Source organism: Lagierella sp. (assembly GCF_029983815.1).
Classification (GTDB): domain Bacteria; phylum Bacillota; class Clostridia; order Tissierellales; family Peptoniphilaceae; genus Mediannikoviicoccus.
In genome coordinates, this window is the sequence record NZ_JASBYU010000009.1 from 1 (window position 1) to 20106 (window position 20106).

The 20106-nt window shown below is 34.1% G+C and carries 23 protein-coding genes; 5 read left to right on the forward strand and 18 right to left on the reverse strand.

Annotated features, from left to right (window positions below; genetic code table 11):
- Nucleotides 1–70 precede the first annotated feature (70 nt).
- Entirely contained in the window at nucleotides 71–1618 is a 1548-nt protein-coding gene (gene murJ / locus Q1K37_RS04895; protein ID WP_300409997.1) for a murein biosynthesis integral membrane protein MurJ, read from the reverse strand.
- 95 nt (nucleotides 1619–1713) lie between these two features.
- On the opposite strand from murJ, the gene Q1K37_RS04900 reads away from it, so the two are divergent.
- The gene (locus Q1K37_RS04900) at nucleotides 1714–2223 is read left to right on the forward strand and encodes an ECF transporter S component (protein WP_300410000.1); all 510 of its coding nucleotides are present in this window, start codon (nucleotides 1714–1716) and stop codon (nucleotides 2221–2223) included.
- A 78-nt stretch (nucleotides 2224–2301) separates the two neighbouring features.
- Here Q1K37_RS04900 and Q1K37_RS04905 read toward each other — a convergent pair whose 3' ends face one another.
- Genes Q1K37_RS04905 through ftsE form a run of 3 tightly spaced genes read right to left on the reverse strand, consistent with a single transcriptional unit; the run spans nucleotide 2302 to nucleotide 5211 of the window.
- Nucleotides 2302–3630, reverse strand: a complete 1329-nt coding sequence (locus tag Q1K37_RS04905) for a M23 family metallopeptidase (RefSeq protein WP_300410003.1) — start codon at nucleotides 3628–3630, stop codon at nucleotides 2302–2304.
- Between the two features lie 11 nt (nucleotides 3631–3641).
- Nucleotides 3642–4541, reverse strand: a complete 900-nt coding sequence (ftsX, locus tag Q1K37_RS04910) for a permease-like cell division protein FtsX (RefSeq protein ID WP_300410006.1) — start codon at nucleotides 4539–4541, stop codon at nucleotides 3642–3644.
- Nucleotides 4528–5211, reverse strand: a complete 684-nt coding sequence (gene ftsE, locus Q1K37_RS04915; RefSeq protein ID WP_300410008.1) for a cell division ATP-binding protein FtsE — start codon at nucleotides 5209–5211, stop codon at nucleotides 4528–4530. Before ftsE ends, ftsX begins: the two co-directional genes overlap by 14 nt.
- A 170-nt stretch (nucleotides 5212–5381) precedes the next feature.
- Here ftsE and Q1K37_RS04920 point away from each other — a divergent pair, with 170 nt between their 5' ends.
- The gene (locus Q1K37_RS04920; protein WP_300410010.1) at nucleotides 5382–5948 is read left to right on the forward strand and encodes a 5-formyltetrahydrofolate cyclo-ligase; all 567 of its coding nucleotides are present in this window, start codon (nucleotides 5382–5384) and stop codon (nucleotides 5946–5948) included.
- Between the two features lie 11 nt (nucleotides 5949–5959).
- Nucleotides 5960–7144 carry a coenzyme F420-0:L-glutamate ligase gene (locus Q1K37_RS04925; RefSeq protein WP_300410013.1) on the forward strand — a complete coding sequence of 395 codons (1185 nt, stop codon included), beginning with the start codon at nucleotides 5960–5962 and terminating at the stop codon, nucleotides 7142–7144.
- Between the two features lie 89 nt (nucleotides 7145–7233).
- Here Q1K37_RS04925 and Q1K37_RS04930 read toward each other — a convergent pair whose 3' ends face one another.
- The 7 genes from Q1K37_RS04930 to Q1K37_RS04960 all read right to left on the reverse strand — a co-directional run bounded on the left by Q1K37_RS04930 (nucleotide 7234) and on the right by Q1K37_RS04960 (nucleotide 12041).
- Complete coding sequence (locus Q1K37_RS04930) at nucleotides 7234–8031, reverse strand: metal ABC transporter permease (protein WP_300410016.1); 798 nt, start codon at nucleotides 8029–8031, stop codon at nucleotides 7234–7236.
- Nucleotides 8028–8684 carry an ATP-binding cassette domain-containing protein gene (locus Q1K37_RS04935; protein WP_300410018.1) on the reverse strand — a complete coding sequence of 219 codons (657 nt, stop codon included), beginning with the start codon at nucleotides 8682–8684 and terminating at the stop codon, nucleotides 8028–8030. The genes Q1K37_RS04930 and Q1K37_RS04935 overlap by 4 nt, the downstream gene beginning before the upstream one ends.
- Entirely contained in the window at nucleotides 8684–9673 is a 990-nt protein-coding gene (locus tag Q1K37_RS04940; RefSeq protein WP_300410021.1) for a zinc ABC transporter substrate-binding protein, read from the reverse strand. Before Q1K37_RS04940 ends, Q1K37_RS04935 begins: the two co-directional genes overlap by 1 nt.
- Before the next feature lie 11 nt (nucleotides 9674–9684).
- Nucleotides 9685–10479 (reverse strand): glutamate racemase, encoded by a 795-nt coding sequence (gene murI, locus Q1K37_RS04945; protein WP_300410024.1) that lies wholly within the window; start codon nucleotides 10477–10479, stop codon nucleotides 9685–9687.
- Nucleotides 10469–11317: a 4-(cytidine 5'-diphospho)-2-C-methyl-D-erythritol kinase gene (gene ispE, locus Q1K37_RS04950; protein WP_300410026.1), complete on the reverse strand. Its 849-nt coding sequence runs from the start codon at nucleotides 11315–11317 to the stop codon at nucleotides 10469–10471. The genes murI and ispE overlap by 11 nt, the downstream gene beginning before the upstream one ends.
- Before the next feature lie 64 nt (nucleotides 11318–11381).
- Nucleotides 11382–11609, reverse strand: coding sequence for a Veg family protein (locus tag Q1K37_RS04955; RefSeq protein WP_300410179.1), 228 nt, complete (start codon nucleotides 11607–11609; stop codon nucleotides 11382–11384).
- 156 nt (nucleotides 11610–11765) lie between these two features.
- Nucleotides 11766–12041 carry an iron-sulfur cluster biosynthesis family protein gene (locus tag Q1K37_RS04960; RefSeq protein WP_300410029.1) on the reverse strand — a complete coding sequence of 92 codons (276 nt, stop codon included), beginning with the start codon at nucleotides 12039–12041 and terminating at the stop codon, nucleotides 11766–11768.
- Between the two features lie 106 nt (nucleotides 12042–12147).
- On the opposite strand from Q1K37_RS04960, the gene Q1K37_RS04965 reads away from it, so the two are divergent.
- Nucleotides 12148–12330: a DUF1858 domain-containing protein gene (locus Q1K37_RS04965; protein WP_300410032.1), complete on the forward strand. Its 183-nt coding sequence runs from the start codon at nucleotides 12148–12150 to the stop codon at nucleotides 12328–12330.
- 138 nt (nucleotides 12331–12468) lie between these two features.
- On the opposite strand, the gene Q1K37_RS04970 is transcribed toward Q1K37_RS04965, so the two are convergent.
- From Q1K37_RS04970 to Q1K37_RS04995, 6 genes are all read right to left on the reverse strand, one after another.
- On the reverse strand, nucleotides 12469–12702 hold the full coding sequence (locus Q1K37_RS04970) for a glutaredoxin family protein (protein ID WP_300410036.1): 234 nt from the start codon (nucleotides 12700–12702) through the stop codon (nucleotides 12469–12471).
- 44 nt (nucleotides 12703–12746) lie between these two features.
- Nucleotides 12747–13610, reverse strand: a complete 864-nt coding sequence (gene rsmA, locus Q1K37_RS04975) for a 16S rRNA (adenine(1518)-N(6)/adenine(1519)-N(6))-dimethyltransferase RsmA (RefSeq protein ID WP_300410038.1) — start codon at nucleotides 13608–13610, stop codon at nucleotides 12747–12749.
- Entirely contained in the window at nucleotides 13600–14136 is a 537-nt protein-coding gene (rnmV, locus tag Q1K37_RS04980; RefSeq protein WP_300410041.1) for a ribonuclease M5, read from the reverse strand. Before rnmV ends, rsmA begins: the two co-directional genes overlap by 11 nt.
- Nucleotides 14129–14917, reverse strand: a complete 789-nt coding sequence (locus Q1K37_RS04985) for a TatD family hydrolase (RefSeq protein ID WP_300410044.1) — start codon at nucleotides 14915–14917, stop codon at nucleotides 14129–14131. The genes rnmV and Q1K37_RS04985 overlap by 8 nt, the downstream gene beginning before the upstream one ends.
- The gene (metG, locus tag Q1K37_RS04990) at nucleotides 14917–16854 is read right to left on the reverse strand and encodes a methionine--tRNA ligase (RefSeq protein WP_300410047.1); all 1938 of its coding nucleotides are present in this window, start codon (nucleotides 16852–16854) and stop codon (nucleotides 14917–14919) included. The genes Q1K37_RS04985 and metG overlap by 1 nt, the downstream gene beginning before the upstream one ends.
- A gap of 375 nt (nucleotides 16855–17229) precedes the next feature.
- Nucleotides 17230–17736 carry an ECF transporter S component gene (locus Q1K37_RS04995; RefSeq protein ID WP_300410049.1) on the reverse strand — a complete coding sequence of 169 codons (507 nt, stop codon included), beginning with the start codon at nucleotides 17734–17736 and terminating at the stop codon, nucleotides 17230–17232.
- A 106-nt stretch (nucleotides 17737–17842) separates the two neighbouring features.
- On the opposite strand from Q1K37_RS04995, the gene Q1K37_RS05000 reads away from it, so the two are divergent.
- A complete protein-coding gene (locus Q1K37_RS05000) occupies nucleotides 17843–19231 on the forward strand; it encodes a PLP-dependent aminotransferase family protein (protein ID WP_300410052.1) in 1389 nt (462 codons plus the stop codon).
- A gap of 48 nt (nucleotides 19232–19279) precedes the next feature.
- Here the strand turns inward: Q1K37_RS05000 and Q1K37_RS05005 are convergent, their stop codons facing one another.
- A complete protein-coding gene (locus Q1K37_RS05005; protein ID WP_300410054.1) occupies nucleotides 19280–20101 on the reverse strand; it encodes a MetQ/NlpA family ABC transporter substrate-binding protein in 822 nt (273 codons plus the stop codon).
- Between the last annotated feature and the right edge of the window lie 5 nt (nucleotides 20102–20106).

A 20106-nucleotide genomic window follows, 5' to 3' on the forward strand; every position in this document is an offset into this window, starting at 1 on the left:
AAGGCACTTCCTGAGTGCCTAATTATAATATCAATTTTATTTAACCTTGTCAAGGAATTTTTAAAAGAATTTATTTTTTTGTTAACTTGCTTTTTACAACCTCTAGAATATTGTTGAATTCATCGAATTTAATTAAATACAGAACAAATCCATATGTTACAATTCCTATTATTGTAACCCCTATCAATCTTAAAAGTAAAATTAAATTTCCCGCACCTGTTATCTTATCCAGTATATTATTGCTATAATAGACGACTAGACCCATTATCAAGGTAGAAAATAATATTTTAATAAGGCTAATAAAGTAGTATTTTATATCCAATTCATCGATTTTTTTCTTTAATAGCACTATCAATATAAGGGTTTCTATTATACAGGATATGCTAAAAGCCAAAGCTACTCCTTTATAATCAAGGTATTTTGTCAATATGAAACTACCAACGATATATAATCCACTTGTTATTATCTGGTTGAAGAAAGGAACTTTTGTATCTTGTAGTCCAAAGTACACACGATTCAAGTATATCCTTAGTCCAGCCGCTGTGAACCCAACAGCATATAATTGTAGTGCTGTAGATGTTAAAATCGTATTTTCCTGGGTAAACTTTCCTCCTTCATATATTAGGGAGATTAAAGGTCTTGCCAACAGTATTACTCCACAGGTGAATGGAATCAAGATCATAGTTGTTATGACTATCCCCTTGTCTATTACTTTTCTTATAAATTCTTTATCTCCTGAGTTAAAGGCCTTAGCTAAGGATGGATAAAGTACGGTGGATACGGAAGTAATGGACATAGATAGGACAGCTCCAAATAAATTGTAGGAAGTTCTTAGAACGGTTTTACTTCCCTCTGTCAGCCCAGAAATAATTCCATTTATAACGGCATTTGCTCCTTGGGATATTATTTCTTTTGAAGTCAGTGGAACCATAAGGTACATGGTCTCTTTTAAATATCCATTTTTATTATCAATCTTCCAAACATGCTTGTATTTTTGTCTTTTTAAGAATAAATATAAGAACACACTCTGGGCTATTGCTCCCAATGTGGTAATGTAGGATAAGTTGATAATATTTGTATACCTTCCTACTAATAATAATCCTATATAAAAGGTCAAATTCACAATTATTCCAACGGCGGCAAAGGGAGCAAAAATATTTAAGGAGTTTAAATAGGCTCCAAAACAGGATACAAGTCCTAGGAACAAAATAGATGGAGCAATTATTCTAACCATTTTCACAGTTATATCAAAATGTTCTTTTGGAAAATTTGGAATGATAAGTTCCACTAGGTTACCCGCAAATAAAATTACAAAGATCACTAAAAAAACATTTATCAAGGTGACCGCATTTACAATCTTACTAAAATAAGCATCCCTTTCTTCTAGGTTATAGGTTTCTTTTGCTTTTGACATAATGGGAATGATTACAAGATGAATCGTGGTATTTACCACCACTGTCAATATCAACGCTATCTCATTTGCGTAATTAAAGGCATCGGTATAAACCGACTGTCCATAAAAATATCCTATTAGGGACTGTCTGAATATCCCCATTATTTTCGAGGCTAATCCTATCAAAAATATTAAAATTGAGGATTTAAAAAAATTCGGTTTCATATTTCCTCCTTGCATAATCAATGAGATTGTACCACACACTTATGTATTATACAAAAATTTAAAGTTAATGTATAATGGTTATCAAGGAGGTAATTATGAATACAAGAAAAACTGTTTATGGCGCAATAATTTTAGCAATCGCTATTGCCTTGCCAGGAATATTTCATAGTACTGGCATTCCAGGAAATATCTTTTTACCAATGCACTTGCCAATTTTTATCGGCGGCATGCTATTGGGACCATTGTACGGGATGTTGCTAGGAGTCTTAGCTCCTATAATCAACTTTTTTATATTTACAATGCCACCAATTCCAATTTTATATATCATGGTATTTGAACTTATGGCATATGGACTAGTTTCTGGATTAATCTATAAAAAAACCAACAAGTTGTTCTTATCATTAATCATTTCAATGATCATTGGAAGAATTGTAGCTGCAATAGTAGTTTTAGCACTTACTAAGTTATTAGCGGGATTCGACGCAAATCCATTAATTTGGTTTAAGGGTTCCTTTGTAACTGCATTGCCAGGAATACTTCTTCAACTATTCCTAGTTCCAATTATAGTTTCAAGAACTCAAAAGAGCATTAAAGAAAAATTTTAATTTAAAGTTTTAAATACAAAAAAGAGAACTCGAATTTGAGTTCTCTTTTTTGTATTTTTAAATCAATTTTATTGTTTATTATCTCACATAATTTAACGGATTAGTATGAGCACCGTTTATTCTCACTTCAAAGTGTAGATGTGGACCTGTAGAATTTCCTGTTGAACCCATTAACGCTATGGTTTGTCCCTTGGAAACTGTACTACCAACGGATGCCACAAATCCTGATAGATGGGCATAGTATGTAACTATACCATCTGAATGTTGAACTTTCATAAGATTTCCATAACTTCCGCTATATCCAGCAAAAATTACAGTACCTGATTCTGCAGCAACAACAGGTGTTCCCATTGGTGATGGAATATCAATTCCTGTATGGAATCCGGTATGGATAGATATAGTTCTAAATCCATAACCACTGGAAATTCTTCTAGAGCTTGGTACTGGCCAGCCTAACATGCCACTTCCAAGATTTCCTGTATATGAATTTTGAACATTGCTTGGTTTTGCAGCGTAAGAAGTGTTTGAATTATAAGAAGAAACTTTATTTCTGCTTGAATACTTTGCTTGACTTGCCCTTGCTTGGCTCGCCCTTCTAGCAGCTTCTTCTCTTTCTCTTCTCAAAGCAGCTTCCCTTGCACGTCTTTGTCTTTCTGCTTCAGCTTGTCTTTCTTTTGAAATATTTTGTTCTAAAGCTTGAATTTCAGATTCCAATTTATTTATTTCTACTTGATTAGCTTCCTGTTCTCCAGATTTTTGAGTTATTAAAGCCAATTTGTCAGCCTTTGATTGATAAAGTTGTGCATTTTTATCGTCTAATGACGCCTTTGTAACTTCAAGGGCTGTCTTTTTACCTTTAAGCTCATCTTTTTTTGCATCTATCAATAATTTATTATCTTTAAGACTATTGATTAAGTCCTTATCATATTGTGTAATAAATTTCATAGTTGAAGCCTTTGATAAAAGGTCATCAACATCTTCAGATGAGAATATGATGTCTAAGTAACCAACTTGACTATTCATATACATAACCGAAACTCTTTCTTCAAATTCTTTTTGATTTGTAGAAATCTTTTCTTCAAGTGCCTTGATCTCTTCTAATGTCTTTTCAATGTCACTTTCCAACTGAGAAATTTGAGCTTCCAGTTCCCTTATTTGAGCTTCCAATGCAGCAATATTATTGTCTAGTTCTGAAACTTCATCAGAAAGTTGATTCTTTTCAGATTCTAGATTGTTAATATTATTTCTTAAATCATCTACTGACTGAATAGCTTTGTTTTTTTCGCTTTCCATTTCAGTTATTGACGCTGCTAAGCCCTTATGGCTAATAGCAAAACATGATGATATAGTCAAAGATGTTGCCAATGCGATTGTCAATAACTTTTTCTTACAGTAACCGTTCTCCAATTTCATCCTCCCTATACTCTTAAGTATCTTCTAATGGACAATAACGAACCTATTGTACCAATTCCAACTCCTAAAGTCAAAAATATAATTAAAATATCCATTTTTAAAAATTCTAAAGGTATTAAATACCCTGCCAATGTCCGTTTAACAGATTCGGCAAATCTTTCAAAAATGAATCCATAACCAAAGTAAATCACTCCATAGGCAAGTAGCGCTCCTATTAGTCCAAAGACCATACCTTCTACTATGAAAGGTCCAGTTATAACTCTATTTGTAGCTCCAATATACTTCTTGATTTCAATTTCTTTCTTTCTTGCATAAACCGTAAGTTTTATAGTATTGGAGATAATAAATATAGAGATTATCACTAAAGCTCCTACGCCTATCGCTCCACCGATGTGAACGTAATTTGATATTTTCATAACTCGTTCTACAGTGTCCTTGTAGTACTCTACTTTTACGATTCCATCCAATGTGTTGGCTTCTTTGGCAAACTCATTGGCTTGGTCCAATTTATTTAATGATACTACAAAGGATGGTGGTAATGCTTTTTCCAAACCTTCTAGTATGTAACTATCAGATTCTCCTATAGTTTTTTTATATTCTTCCAAAGCATCTTTACTGGATTTGTATCTAACATTTTTAATGTATTGACTTTTGTCCAATCTATCTCTAATGTCGTCTATTTTACTTTGTTCCACATCAGGGTTTAGATATAAAATAACTTGATCAACTTTTCCCTTTAAGTCAACAACGTACTGATTAAGGGTTAAGGCTGATATCAGCATCGCTCCAAGTATCATTAACGCTAACATAATGGATACAACAGAAGCAAACCCCATGGCCCTATGGCTCCATAGACTCTTTATACCTTCTTTAAGAGTGGCAAAAAATATTCTAATTCCCTTCATAACTGCCACCTATTTCATCCCTTATTATATTACCCTTACTCAAGTGAATAACACGTTTCTTTAGCTTATCCACCACTGATTTTTCATGGGTGATCATAATAACGGTAGTTCCCTTTTTATTTATTTCCTCAAGAGCTTCTACTATTTCCCATGAAGTAATGGGATCAAGATTTCCAGTAGGCTCATCTGCAATTAGCAATTTAGGATCCACAATCAAGGCTCTTGCTATTGAAACCCTCTGTTGCTCTCCACCTGATAACTCATTCGGAAAGGCTCTTTCCCTTCCTTCTAAATTAACAATTTGTAGAAGTTCCGGTATTCTCTGTTTGATACTCTTTCTGGAAAATCCCAAAATCTCCATTGCATATTGTAAATTTCCATAGACCGTCTTGTTTTCCAAAAGTCTAAAATCTTGGAAGACTACACCTACTTCTTTCCTTAACATAGGAATTCGTCTAGCTCTTAATTTGGTAACATCTTCTCCAAACATGAAGATGTATCCCTTTGTTGGATTTTCTTCCTTTAACATAAGTTTTAACAAAGTAGACTTTCCTGCTCCACTTTCACCTATGATAAAGACAAACTCTCCTTGCTCTATTTCTAAATCAATATGATCCAGTGCGACAATATTGTTTTTATAAACTTTGCTAACATTTTTAAATTTTATCAAAGCATCACCTCTTATCTCACTTCAATAATTATATCACAGGATTTACAATTAGTTACAAAACGGTTACAAAAAACGCCAATTTTTTTACTTTTTCTTCCTAATTCTTACATTTTTTTAATATTTTGTTAAATAATTGGTTTTTTAGGTATAATAAGCTTAGAGGTGGTAGTATGGATAAGAAAACCATAAGAAAGAAAATCATCTCAAAGCGAGATGAATTGCCTTTTGATAAAAAAGAAAAAATGGATGAACAGATAGTCAAAAGGTTTAAAGATCTTAAATTTATTGAAGAGCATGAAAATATTTTTTCCTATGTGAGTTTTGGTTCTGAAATAAATGTAGGTGACATCCTTTCAGAAATTCTGAAACAAAAGAAAAATCTTTATGTTCCCTATATAGATAAGGAAGATAAAAAGATGTATCTTTGTAAGATCGAAGATCTAAGTAAAGATTTAGAAAGAGGATACTATGGAATTCGAGAGCCAAAAAAAAATTTACGAATTCCTATAAATAATGATATTATAGACTTGGTCATTTCGCCAGGTGTAGCTTTTACAAAGGAAAAGTATCGTATTGGATATGGCGGAGGGTATTACGACCGTTTTTTTGCGTCGCTAAACTCCAGTCCATTGGTGGTGGCTTTGGCTTATGATTTCCAAGTATTGCCAGAACTTCCAATAGATTCATACGATATACCTGTTGATATGATTATAACAGAAAAGCAGATTATTCGATAATAGGAGGAAATATGAGAAATTTAGGTGTTGTAGCAAGAGGGTTAAGAACTCCAATCATAAAAAAGGGAGACAATCTACTGGAAATTATGGTGGATACTTTGGATAGGGTTCATAGAGAAGATAATATCGAGTTTCGAGATATGGATGTCATTGCAATAACAGAATCCATACTAGCACGCGCTCAAGGAAATTATGCAACCATCGACCAAATTAAAAGTGATTTCAACAGAAAATTCAAGGAAGAAATTGGTGTGGTATTCCCTATTACAAGTAGAAATAGATTTTCTATAATCATGAAGGCTATAGCAGAGACCGATAAAAAAATTAAAATCTTTTTTAATTTTCCTTCTGACGAAGTAGGTAATGCTCTTTTTGATAAGTCCTTGTTAATTGGTAAGGATATAAATATTTATAACGATATACTAAATGAAGAGGAATTTAGAAATTTAGTCGGAGAAAAAAATTATCATATTTTCACCGGAATAGATTATGTCGACCTTTATAAGGGATTTAGAGAAAATAAAGATATTGAAGTTTACTTTACAAATAATCCCGAACAGATTGCAAAGTTGTCTAAAGAAATTCTAATCTGTAATATCCACGATAGACTTTACTATAAGAATATATTCAGAGAATTAGGATTAGAAACTGTGCTAAGTCTTGACGATATGTTAAATGAATCCGTTGATGGAAGTGGATATAACGAACTTTATGGACTTTACGGTTCCAATTTGTCAAGTGAGGACTCAATTAAATTATTCCCTAGAGATTCTCAAGAATTCGTTGAAAAATTACAAGATGAATTGATAAAGAAATATAATGTAAACTTTCAGGTAATGATCTATGGAGATGGAGCTTTTAAAGACCCCGTTGGAAAGATTTGGGAATTAGCGGATCCAGTCGTATCACCAGGCTTTACAAAGGACCTACAGGGAACACCAAATGAATTGAAGATCAAATACATTGCAGATACGGATTTGAAAGATTTAAACGCCGATGAAGCCCTTGTAACATTAAAGGACAAAATCTCTAAGAAAGATAAAAATCTAGTTGGACAGAACGCTTCACTAGGTACCACTCCTAGACAGATCACAGATCTTTTAGGGTCATTATCGGACTTAGTAAGTGGATCAGGAGATAAAGGTACACCTGCTGTTCTTATACAAGGTTATTTTGATAACTTAGCTTCAAATTAATTAATAGTAAAAACAATTCTTAGGCCTCGATTTGAGGCCTGTTTTTTTAACCTAAAAATAAGTATAAGCTTATACAAAAAATTCCCACTCTAATTTTTGTCCCCTTTTACCATAAGTATAGCTATTAAAGTGACCACTCCAATTATCACAATACTACCTCCAGGTTTTAAGCTTAGATAAAAAGATGATAAAAGTCCTAAAATCACATATAGTACTCCAAGCATAACTGAGTTGATTACAGTTTTTCTAAAGGATGCTGAAATTTTAATAGCTCCTGCAACCGGGAGTACCATTAAAGATGATATGGTCAACACTCCTACAATTCTAGATCCCATACCTACAGAAAGCGCCGTCAAAAGAGTAATCATAAAGTCCAACCGCCTTACAGGCAACCCAGTTAAAGACGCTACCTTCTCGTCAAAGATTATATAGACTATACCAGTATAGTATCTAATGTAAAAGAAAATAACAAAAGAGGTAATAAGCGCTATTATAAGAAGTTCAAGATTACTAATAGCTGCAATAGAACCAAAAAGAAAGGAGTTTAAACTCTTAGAACCAGGAATAAAATCGGATGCTACAGCAGCCAATCCAACTCCTAGGCTCATTACAATCGCAATGGCCATATCGGCATTTTTCGGAAACTTTTTTCTTAAAAAGTCTATGAATAAAGACGCGATCAGACAAGATATTATCGAGCCTATTACAGGGTTAATACCTATAATAAGACCAAAGGCAACTCCTGCCAGTGAGCTATGGGAAAGGGCATCTCCCAAATTAGAGGATTTCCTACATACCATAATCGTTCCTATTAGAGGTATCGATAGTGCAATAAGTAGTCCAGCTAAAAAAGATTTTAAAATAAAATCATAATCAAATATACTCATAGCACATCCACCACCCTTTGATCTTTAACTCTCAAAACCCTTGAAAAATAAGGCTTACAAAACTCCATCTCATGAGTTACCACTAAAATTGTAATCCCGTGAAATTTATTTAAATGCTCTAAAATTCCAAATAATATTTTCTTACTGTCGCTATCTATCCCAGCCGTTGGCTCATCAAAAATCAAAACCTGCGGGTTGTCAACTAATTCCTTTGCAATAAGAATTCGTTGTTTTTCACCACCGGACATATTATTGAAATCATAGTCCTTTTTTTCACACATCTTTACCATAGATAGTGCATTGTTCACCTTGGAATTGATTTTCTTTGATGGAATTTTAAAAAATCCCATCTCATCATATAGATTTAAAGAGATAATCTCCTCGGGAGTAATGGAAAAAGACATATTCTTTTCAGCAAGCCTTTGTTCCAGATAACCAATAGATACATTTTTGTCGGAGTTTTCCCCCAATATTACCTGTCCGCTATCCGGTTTTAACTGTCCTAGAATAAGCTTTAAAAGAGTGGTCTTACCTTCACCATTATCTCCAGTTATCCCTACAAATTCTCCACTTTTTATTTTTAGATTTACATTTTTTAAAAGATCTTTCTTATAGCCGAAAGAAAGATCTTTTAGTTCCACAATATTTTCCATTATTTAAATGACTCCATGATATTATTGAAGTTCTCCTCCATCAAAGTTAAATAGTTGTCGCCATTCTTTTCTTGTTCATCTGTAATAAATTCTAAAGTATGGATTGGCTTTGCCTCTCCTCCAATTTCCTTAGCAATCGTCTTAGGTACCTTTCCAGAGTCCTCTCCTTCATAGAATACCGTCTTAATTCCTTCCTTCTTAGCCAAATCCACAATATTTGCAATCGTCTTTAAATCCGGCTCAGAATCTGATGTTATATTTTCTATAGGCACTTGAACCAGATTATAGTCTTTAGCCATATAACCAAAGGCTTCATGAGGCACTATAATATGTTTACCCTTATTTTCCTTAAAACCATCAGTGTATTTTTTATCCAATTCCTCGAGAGATTTCTTTAATGAATTATAGTTTTCTTCATAAAAACCCCTATTCTCTGGATCTATCTTTGAAACCTCTTCAAAAATATTTTTAGCAATTACCTCATAATTTCTAATAGAAAGCCATATATGTGGATCGTATTCACCATGATTATGGTGGTGATGTCCTTCATGATTTTCTTCCTCATGGTTTTCTTCCTCATGGTCATGGTCATGTTCATCATGGTCATGATCATGGTCCTCTTCTTGTGGTTTGATAAGTTCTATATCCTTAGAAACTTCAACAATCTTTTTTTCATCCACAACTTTCTTTGCATCATCTAGCCAATCTTCAAGTTCAAGACCATTGATTAATACTAGATCTGATTCCTTAATCTTTGTTATATCTTTAAGAGAAGGCTCCCAGTCGTGAACTTCTACCCCAGCGGGAATAACAGATTTTACATCCATCTTATCCTTAACAATTTCCTTAGTAGCAAATTCAATAGGATAAAAGGAAGTATAGACAACTTTTTTTCCCTCTTTGTTTTCGGTACTTTGGTTATTTCCAGCCTTATTTGCACAGGAAGTTATCAACAACATAACTAATAATAACGAAATAAATTTTTTCATTCTTTTCCCTCCTAAAAATTAAAGTTATGTACTCTTAGGACGTTTAGACTTAGGTAATCCTTAGCAAATTTTTCAAAATCACCCCTATTTCCTGAAGTGTAAATTTCTAAAGATCCTTCTTTTCTATCGAGTTCCTCTGGAAACGACTCCAACACTTTTTTTGCCTGTTCATAGGACGGGTTGACAATTTCCTTGTCCTTACCAAAAACTTCCCTTATTTCATCCAGGATGTAGGGATAGTGGGTGCACCCTAAAATAATGGTATCATAATCAAATCCAATTGCTTTTGATCTGTATTCCCTTAAAGCCTCTAATATTAAAACATTCTTTTCTTCTGGTTTCAAATCCGATTCAATAATCGGTACTAATTTAGGGCATGCAACTCCTCTAACTTCAACACTTGGGTCTATATCGCCGATACGATGCTCGTATAATTTTCCCTCGACGGTACTTTTTGTTGCTAAAACCAAAACCTTTTTATTCTCGGTCTTTTCAATTGCTCCCTTGGCCCCAGACTCACCAATACCTATTATAGGTAGAACGGAAACTTCCCTTAATTCCTCTAGCGCCCTTGTAGATACCGTATTACAGGCAATGACAATAGCCTTTGTATCAAGGCCTTCTAAAAAAGAAACTGCCTTTTTAGACAATTCCACAATTTTTTCTTTACTCTTATCTCCATAGGGAACCCTTTTATTATCTCCGAAATATATATAGTGGCCCTTCGGTGCAATTTTAAGAAGTTCCCGCAAAACCGTCAAACCACCATACCCTGAGTCAAATATTCCTATGGATCTATCCTTCATTACTTCTCCTAATAGTTCTCGTGTTATAAACATACTTATACCTATCTTTTAATATTTCAAATGCCTTTTTCGACATTTTCTCATCATCAAAAATTCCAAACACAGTCGCTCCCGAACCAGACATAAGTGCAACCTTACTATTTAAACTATACAGCTTTTCGATAATCTTTTTAATTTCTGGGCATACCGTGGAAGAGACCTCTGTCATGGAATTAAAAAACAAGTCCTTGTCAATTTCCCCACTCTCAAGGGATTCCAATAGGATATCCATTTTTCTATTTTTTGCAAAAGCCACCTTAGAATATACAAATGGAGTAGAAATCCTGCAACCACTGTTAACTATCACTATAGGTAAACCCTGTAGAGAAGTCATCTTCTCAAAGTCAAAACCTCTGCCCCTAGCTCTTAGGGTGTCCTCTTCAAAGAAAAACGGTATATCTGAACCAATTTCCCCACCTAATCGTTGTAGCTGTTCCTTAGATAATCCTAGTTTCCAAAGCCTGTTAAGTCCCTCCATCATCGATGCACAGTTGGAACTTCCTCCTCCCATACCCGCAGCTATAGGCAAGTTCTTCTTGACCTTGACCGCTATACCTGGATTACCACTATAAAGACCCTTTAGTTTTTCCCAAGCTTTATAGATTAAATTATCTTCCCCCTTTGGAAAATCCACCAGATCACATTGGATTTCCAATTCCTTTCCAAAGGTTTTTTCTATATCCAATTCATCATATATATCAACAAATTGCATAATAGTATCTATATTATGATATCCATCTTCCCTTTTGTTTAAAACTTCCAAAGAGAGATTAATCTTTCCATATGATTTAAATTTCATTATATTTCTCCATTATTGCAAATCCGGTAAAAAAAAACGACTTAAAGTCGTTTTTTAATATATCTTAACATAATTGCAACTTAACAGTTGATGTGAGCAAATCTGAATAAGTAAATGAAATTGTCCTCTCTTGCTCAAAATCGTTAGTTATTTTGATTGTGAATAAACTAGGAAACACATTTTCTATAACCCCTGTCTTGGTTATAATCTTGTTCCGTCCCTTATCGGCTTTTACAACTACCCTCTTTCCGATATTCTCTTCAACTTGATTCTTCAAGACTTCCAAACTCATATACTTAGACAATATTATCCCTCCTAGGCATAAATCCTATATATTCTAGTCTATTTTAACATATATGATCATTAAAGTCAACTATGCTTTGCCATTGTACGATAATATTTAAAAAAAGTCAACACTTTTTGAATAGCAAAAGGCTAAAGCCTTAAGCTATTTCAATTCTATTTTTAACCCTCTTGCAAAACCCTCTGCAACATAATCGACTATAGCCTCTTCATAGGTATCCTTTATATCTTCGTAGATTAAAAATTTAATACCAGAGTCTTCCATTTCCGCATCTCTATCGGTTTTTTCACTTGGTATCAAAGTAAATATATAATCACAGCAGGTTTTTGCTCCTATTTCAAATCTTAAATATTCTTTACCAGTACTTTCTAATAACCTCTTCAATTCATTAACTGCAGCATCTTTAACTGTAACTTTCATTTTTTCTCTCCTCTTATAATAGATTTAACAAGTATAGAACATACTATGTAATTAGCTTTGAATTTCCTTCCCAATTGTACTATTATATAGACAGGAGGTTATTGCCATGATAACTAAAGATATGTTAATCAACAATATAATAAAATCCTATCCTGACGCAGTAGACATCCTCATAGATAATGGAATGCCATGTATTGGATGTCCTTCCAGTCAAATGGAGTCCCTTGAGGAAGCCGCACTGGTTCATGGCTTGGATATTGACAAGTTAATAAGGGAATTAAACGCTTAGGCGTTCCCTTTACATATAAGATACTAAAAGGAGATTTATATAAACCTCCTTTTTTTGTACTTTACTTTTATCTAATAACCGATATTTAAGATTTAACTGTGATATAAAACTTAAACTCAAATTTTTAAATACTTTGTTTTATTCTAGCTCCAATAATTTTTTCAACTTAGGTTCATCAAAACCCACTACTTCTTCTTCGCCAACTATGATAACAGGTACCCCCATATGGCCCATTTTCATAAGCTCCATTCTAGCATCTGTATCAGTTGATATATTTTTTTCAGTAAATTCAATGTCATTACTCTTTAAAAAGTCCTTTGCTGCAACACAATAAGGACAAGTGTTACTTGAATAAACAACTACGTTTTCCATATCTATCTCCTTTCTACTCTTACATAAATATACCCAGAGAATTTTTATTTAATCATATTTTCATATTTTTTTGTAATATTGATAAAATCTTCCAAATCCAGATTTTCAGCCCTTAAATTTGTGGAAAGATTTAGTTCTTCCAATATGTTCCTAAGGTCTTTCTTGTCTATGTTGACAAAACCTGAACTAAGTGAATTCATAATGTTTTTTCTTCTTTTTGTAAATCCAGATTTAATAAATTTAAATAACAAGTCCTCATCAATATCTCTATCTGCTTTTGTCAATTCCAAATATAAAATGGCAGAATCTACATTTGGACTTGGCATAAAGACACTTCGTGGAACCTTCATCAAAATTTCAGATCTAGCATTATATTTTAAAAACAAAGTAAGTGACCCATAGTCCTTATTGTCCTTATTGGCAGTTGCCCTGTCTGCTACCTCCTCTTGAACCATAACGGTTATTGTAGAAAAGTAATCTTTATACTCAATTATTCTTTCAAGTATTGGAGTGGTTATATAGTATGGCAAATTGGCAACTACTTTAAACTTTTTACCCATTGCCTCATTTTCCCAAAGGCTATGCAAGTTGGTTTTTAAAAAATCCTCATTCAAAATTTTAACATTATTAAAATCCCTTAGGGTATAGTCCAAAACCTCCATTAAGCGATGGTCTTTTTCAATGGAAATAACCTTTTTTGCATTTAATGCCAATTCCTCAGTCAAAGTTCCAAAGCCTGGACCAATTTCAAGGACGATATCTTCCTTATCAATATTGGATTTCGATACAATATTTCTAACAATATTTCCATCTACCAAAAAATTTTGACCTAGACTCTTAGAGAAGGAAAAGTCAAACTTTTTTAACACTTGAGCTAAGTATGAACTCCTATATAATCTATTTTCCATGATACTTTAAAATAGCCTCCTCCAATAGTTTTCTATCTATATTGTAATTGTTTAATCTTTTTAAAAATTGCTTGCCATTTGCATATCCTATGGAGAAGTACTCACCAATATACACCCGTAATTCCTTCGACCCAAAACCAGTCAGACCATAGTCTATAAGGTCTTGATAGGAAAATTCATCCCTTGGTTTTTCATAGCTTGCCTTTGCAGTTTTTAAAGCATATAAAATATCCTTAGGGGAAGCATTCTCTATTCCAATATCATCTTTTTTAATAGCTCTCCTCTGAGGTAGGTAGGCATTTTTAACTCCGGGGATTCTTTTGTTTATAATCTTTCTTATCCTTTCACCAGCATAGTCTGGATCAGTTAACACAATAACGCCCTTTTTTTCATAAGCCTTTTTAATTCTTCTAAAAAGGTCCTTGGGAAAGTGGTATCCGCCAGTAGCGATTATCTCACAGTCAACCGCTCTTTTAACTGCAGCGATATCATCCTTTCCCTCAACTACGATAACCTCTCTAATCATTAAACACCAAACCCTTTAAAGAGAATAGCTCCATGGTGTTCTTTCTACTATTTTCTATGATATCGTCCAAAAAGACGCCCTTTAAAACAGCCAATTTTTCCGCAACATGGATTACATTTGTAGGATCGTTCCTTTTTCCCCTCTTTGGCTCTGGAGACAAGTAAGGTGAGTCCGTTTCTATTAAAAGCCTATCAAGAGGGATTTCCTTTGCCATCTGTCTGACATTTACAGCATTTTTAAAAGTTACAGGCCCTGCAATGGAAATATAAAATCCTAGGTCCATAAATCTTTCTGCCATCTCAATGGATCCAGTATAGCAGTGCATAACCCCCTTTACCTTATCCTTAAATTCATTTAAAATCTCAAAGGTGTCGCCCATAGCCTCCCTTGTATGAATTATTACTGGCAAATCCAGTTCTGATGCAAGCATCAACTGTTTTTTAAAAATCTTTTTTTGAATTTCCCTAGGACTATTATCGTAATAATAATCCAATCCTATTTCACCAATTGCCACTACTTTTTCAGACTTTGAAAGCTCTTTTAGTTTATCTAAGTCCCCTTCTTTGTAGGTCTCAGCGTCATGGGGATGAATTCCAATAGCAGCAAAGATATTGGGATATTTTTGTGAAAGTTTTACAACCCTTTCACTACTTGCCATATCAGAACTAGGGTTTATAACATAGGCTATGTTCTTTTTCTTAAGCTCCTCTAACAATTCATCTCTATCTTCATTAAATTTCTCGTCATCTAAATGGGCATGACTGTCAATTATAGATTTCATTAGGATATTTCCGCTCCATCTTCAATATCATCCAAGGTAGAAAGTAAAGTTAAATCATCTTTAAAGTCGGCAGCAAGAAGCATCCCTTTCGATTCAACGCCCCTTAACTTAACTGGCTTTAAATTTGTGCAAACAACCACTTTTTTACCTATAAGAGAATCTGGCTTATACCATTTTTTGATTCCCGATACTATCTGTCTTTCCTCAGAACCTATTTTAACCTTGAAAACCAATAGTTTATCGGCATTTGGATGAGGCTTTGCCTCTATTATCTTGCCGACCTTCAATTCCACCTTATCAAAATCATCTATCTCTATTTCAGGCTTACCACTTGTCTTTTGAGCTGCTTTCTTTTCCTTTTTTCTTGTATCAATAAGCTTTTGGTTCTCTTCAGTAAGCCTCTTAATTTCCTTTTGAATATCCAATCGTGGGAATAGATTTTCTGTCTTTTTAACCTTTGTTCCTACCTTTGTAAGACCAAATTGGGAGGCTTCTTCCCAACTTATCTCTTCTTGTCCAATCTGTTCTTTTATCTTATATGAAGTATCCGTTAAGAAAGGATGAATTAAAATGTTAACAATTCTCAAACAGTCCATTAAATTATAAAGAACTGTGGATAATCTATCCTTGTCTTCATTTTTACCCAATACCCAAGGTTCTGTCTCGTCAATATACTTATTGGTTCGTCTAATCAACTTCCATATGGCTTCCAAAGCAGAACTAAAGGCCATCTTTTCAACATATCTATCTACATCAGCTACGGTGCTAACTGCAATTTGAATAAGATCATTATCGATTTCTTCCTTTTCGATTGGTTGTGGAATTTCACCACCAAAATACTTTTCTACCATGGTGACAGTTCTAGATACTAAATTTCCCAAATCATTGGTCAAATCCGAATTTATACGTTGTAGGAATTTTTCATTTGTATAATTTCCATCATTTCCAAAAACAAACTCCCTCAATATGAAATATTTCAAAGCATCCTTACCATAAAGGTCGATAATCGGCTCTGGATACACAATATTTCCCTTGGATTTACTCATCTTATCATCATCAAAGAGTATCCAGCCATGGGCCATAATGGACTTTGGAAGTTCTAAACCTAAAGCCATCAGTAAAGCTGGCCATATTATAGCATGGAATCTAACAATTTCCTTTCCCACCAAGTGTACATCAGCTGGCCAATACCTATTAAATTTCTCCTCATCTTGTCCATATCCAATACCAGTTAAATAACAGGTTAATGCGTCAATCCAAACATAAATTACATGCTTATCATCAAAGGGAACTGGTACACCCCAATCAAAGGAAGTTCTAGTTACAGATAAATCTTCAAGTCCCTCCTTCAAGAAATTGTTAAGCATTTCATTTCTTCTGGAATCTGGTTTTAGAAACTCTGGATTATCTTCATATAATTGAATTATCTTATCAGTATACTTTGATAACCTAAAGAAATAGGTCTCTTCTTCATGGTATTCAACCGGTCTACCACAGTCAGGACATTTTCCCTCCACCAGCTGGGCTTCAGTCCAGAAAGCTTCACATGGCACACAATAATTTCCCTTATATACAGATTTATAAATTTCGCCCTTGTCATAAAGCTCTTGAAATACCTTTTGTACATTTTTTTCGTGTTCCTTAGAACTAGACCTAACAAAAGCATCATAATCAATATCCAGTTTCCTCCACAATTCCTTTGCCGATTCCACAATCGGATCGATGTATTCAAGGGGTGTTATACCCGATTCATTTGCCTTTTCCAGTAGCTTTTGACCATGTTCATCGGTTCCAGTAGTAAAATGTACATCATATCCCTGCATCTTTTTAATCTTTTTTAAAGTATCTGCAATTATGGTAGTGTAGGTATGACCAACATGCAAATTATCACTGGGATAATAGATTGGCGTAGTTAAATAGTAACTTTTCTTTTTCATATTCCCTCCAAAAATCAAGCCATGAAAGACTTCAGTATTTTCTAATACAATAAAAAAATCTCCGTCTCATACATAGAGACGAAGTCATTCGTGGTACCACTCTAATTCGACTATAAATAGTCCTCAATAGTTTAAAACTCATAGGCCATTTCCCCTTCTATCTCCTCTGTCTTTCACCAACCGACAGCTCTCTGAGCTCGAATCAAAGGTTTCTCCTAATCACAGTTTCTATTCAATTGCTTCTATTCTACAATAAAACCCTAGCTTTTTCAACCTTATATTCAAAACTCAACAAAATCAACGGTAAAAAACATCGCTACAGTAATACTGTAACGATGTTTTAAGGAAATTTATGAAGTGTGATTGTGAATGTAATTATCTTTCCAACTTTTGTTGCAATGACTCTAGGTTCAAGGTCTTTGTTACTACTAAAAACAACGCCATCCCAAAAACCCCTTGAATAGCATCTGCAGGTATGGAAGCAAGTCCAACCATCACAGTTCCCGAAAAGAACATATTGGCTAAATAGTATCCAAATACCATTATTAACTCACTTATTACCAGTGCTAAAATAGTAGTTTTGTTTAAACCCTTTGCTATCCTTTGACTATAGCCAACACAAAATCCCATTGCCCCTTTAATCACCAGACTAAATAGCGCATAGTGGGAGTAACCTCCAATTATGTCCGCTAGAGCCGAGCCTATTCCCCCGGATATCATTCCAACGTATGGTCCGAATAAGAAAGAACTCAAATTGATAATTCCGTCACCTAGATTCAGATAACCACCGGACTTAGGAGAAGGAATACGGATTAAGATTGTTCCTATAGCAACAAGGGCAATCATTAAACCAGTATAAACTAAAGTCCTAGACTTATTCATATAATCACCTCGAGATAATAATAACAGTTTTTTGTACCCATTTGTAGTAGCAGTTATTCCTTTTAAAAGGGGGTCAGATACATTACAATATTATTAGGAGGTTTTTATGAATCTATTTACCATACATTTTAACAAGGAGGATTATCTCTATGAGCAGCTTTATGAATATATTGTAGAGAGAATACACGATAAGTCATTAAAGCCTGGAGATAAATTGCCTTCTAAAAAGAAACTCGCGAAATACCTTCACATTTCTGAAAACACCGTTGATAAGGCATATTCTCAACTATTGGTCGAAGGTTACATCTACTCTTTGGAGAGAAGTGGACACTATGTTGAAAAATTACAACTTCCAATTCGCTCTACTCCCCTTAGGAAAAACAGAGAAGATACCGAAGAAAAGATTGAATATGAATATGATTTTTCATATGCGGGAATAGACCCAGATATATTTGATGCCACCAGTTATAAACAGGCCTTTAAGGAAGTTTCCAAAGACCCCACCTTGTTTTCCAGCAGAGGACCTTCCCAAGGGTCAATTAACTTAAGAGAATCCATCAAGGACTATCTCTTTTCTTCCCGAGGTTTTTCATATTCCATTGAACAGATGATAATCTCATCTGGAACCGAAGCCTTATATCAAATACTATTACAGCTTATGGAGGAGGATAGGGTCTTTGGCCTAGAAAACCCTGGGTACCAAAGGATAGAAAGATATCTCAATAGGACAAAATTCGAATATCATCCTATAGAATTAGATGATGATGGTATTAAGATTGAGGAGTTGATTGAAAAGGAAATAGATCTTGTGACTATCACCCCTTCCCATCAATTTCCCAGCGGAATAATATATCCTATGAAAAAAAGACTGGATCTACTGTCCTGGGCCTATGATTACAATTCCTATATTATAGAGGACGACTACGACTCGGAGTTTAGATATAGCGGAAAACCAATCCCTGCATTAAAGTCCTTGGACAATCGAGACAAGGTTATTTATATGGGATCTTTCTCCAAATCATTTTCTCCTGCACTAAGGATATCCTATATGATTTTGCCCTATAGACTTATGGATAAGTACAATAAAATAAAAGACATTTACCCATGTCCTGTCTCTTATTTTACTCAGGAGACCTTTGGAGAGTGGATGGAACGGGGTTTTTTCTATAAACATCTCAATAAGACTAGAACCTACTATAGACAAAAACACAAAAAAATTGTTTCCTGTATTGAAAAGTCAAATCTAAATCTACAACTTCATGGAACTGACTGCGGTCTTCACATGGTTCTTGAAATAAACGAAAATATAAGTAGGGATAGATTAAAGGAAAATTTAAAAAAAGATCGAATTAAAATCGATATGCTAAGGGACTATTACTATGGTGTAAAAGAATTTTTCCCAAGGCTATTGTTAGGATTTTCCACACTTCCAATGGATGAGATAGAAGAAGCTATAAAAGTACTATTAAACTGTATAAAGAAATCCTTAGAATAGAAAAAATCGAGTTTTTCAATACGAAAGACTCGATTTTTTAGTATTCTATTAATTAAATGCCGGTACTACAGCACCCTTATACTTTTCATTTATAAAGTCTGCAGATTCCTTTGAACGCAATACCTTTACCAATTTTTGAATTTTTTCTGAATTTTCATCTCCCTTTCTAACTACTATACAATTTACAAAAGGAGTGTCGTTACCTTCTATTGCCAGTGAATCCTTTACAGGATTTAAATCCACCTGCAATGCATAATTGGAGTTTATCACTCCTAAATCCACGTCCTGATAGGTGTTATTTATATTTGCAGCTTCAACTATGGTAAACTTCAAGTTCTTTGGATTTTCTACTATATTCTTCTCAGTTGCCTTGATGTTTGTGTTGTCATCTAATTTGATCAAACCCTCTTTTTCTAAAAGCTGTAAAGCCCTTGCTCCATTGGAAACATCATCTGGAATTATCACCTCTGCCCCTTCCGGCACTTCATCAAGAGATTTGTATTTTGTAGAATAGATTCCCATTGGTTCAGAGTGAATTTCCCCTGCCACTACAAAATCGTATCCGAACTCTTCGATTTGTTGAGCTAAATACTGTTTATGTTGATAGAAGTTTGCGTCGATAGTCTTTTCTTCTAAAGCGGTATTTGGCATAATATAGTCATCAAAGGGTACAACCTCCACTGAGATACCCCCTTTTTCAAATTCATCCTTTAACCCTTCTAGAATCTCGCCGTGGGGAACTGCAGAAGCTCCAACTTTGACCACTTCAAGACCATCCTTATTGGAAGCTTCCTTATTTCCACTTCCCTTACATCCAACTAATGCAATTATCGTTATTGCCAGTATAATATATAAAATTTTCTTCTTCATAGATC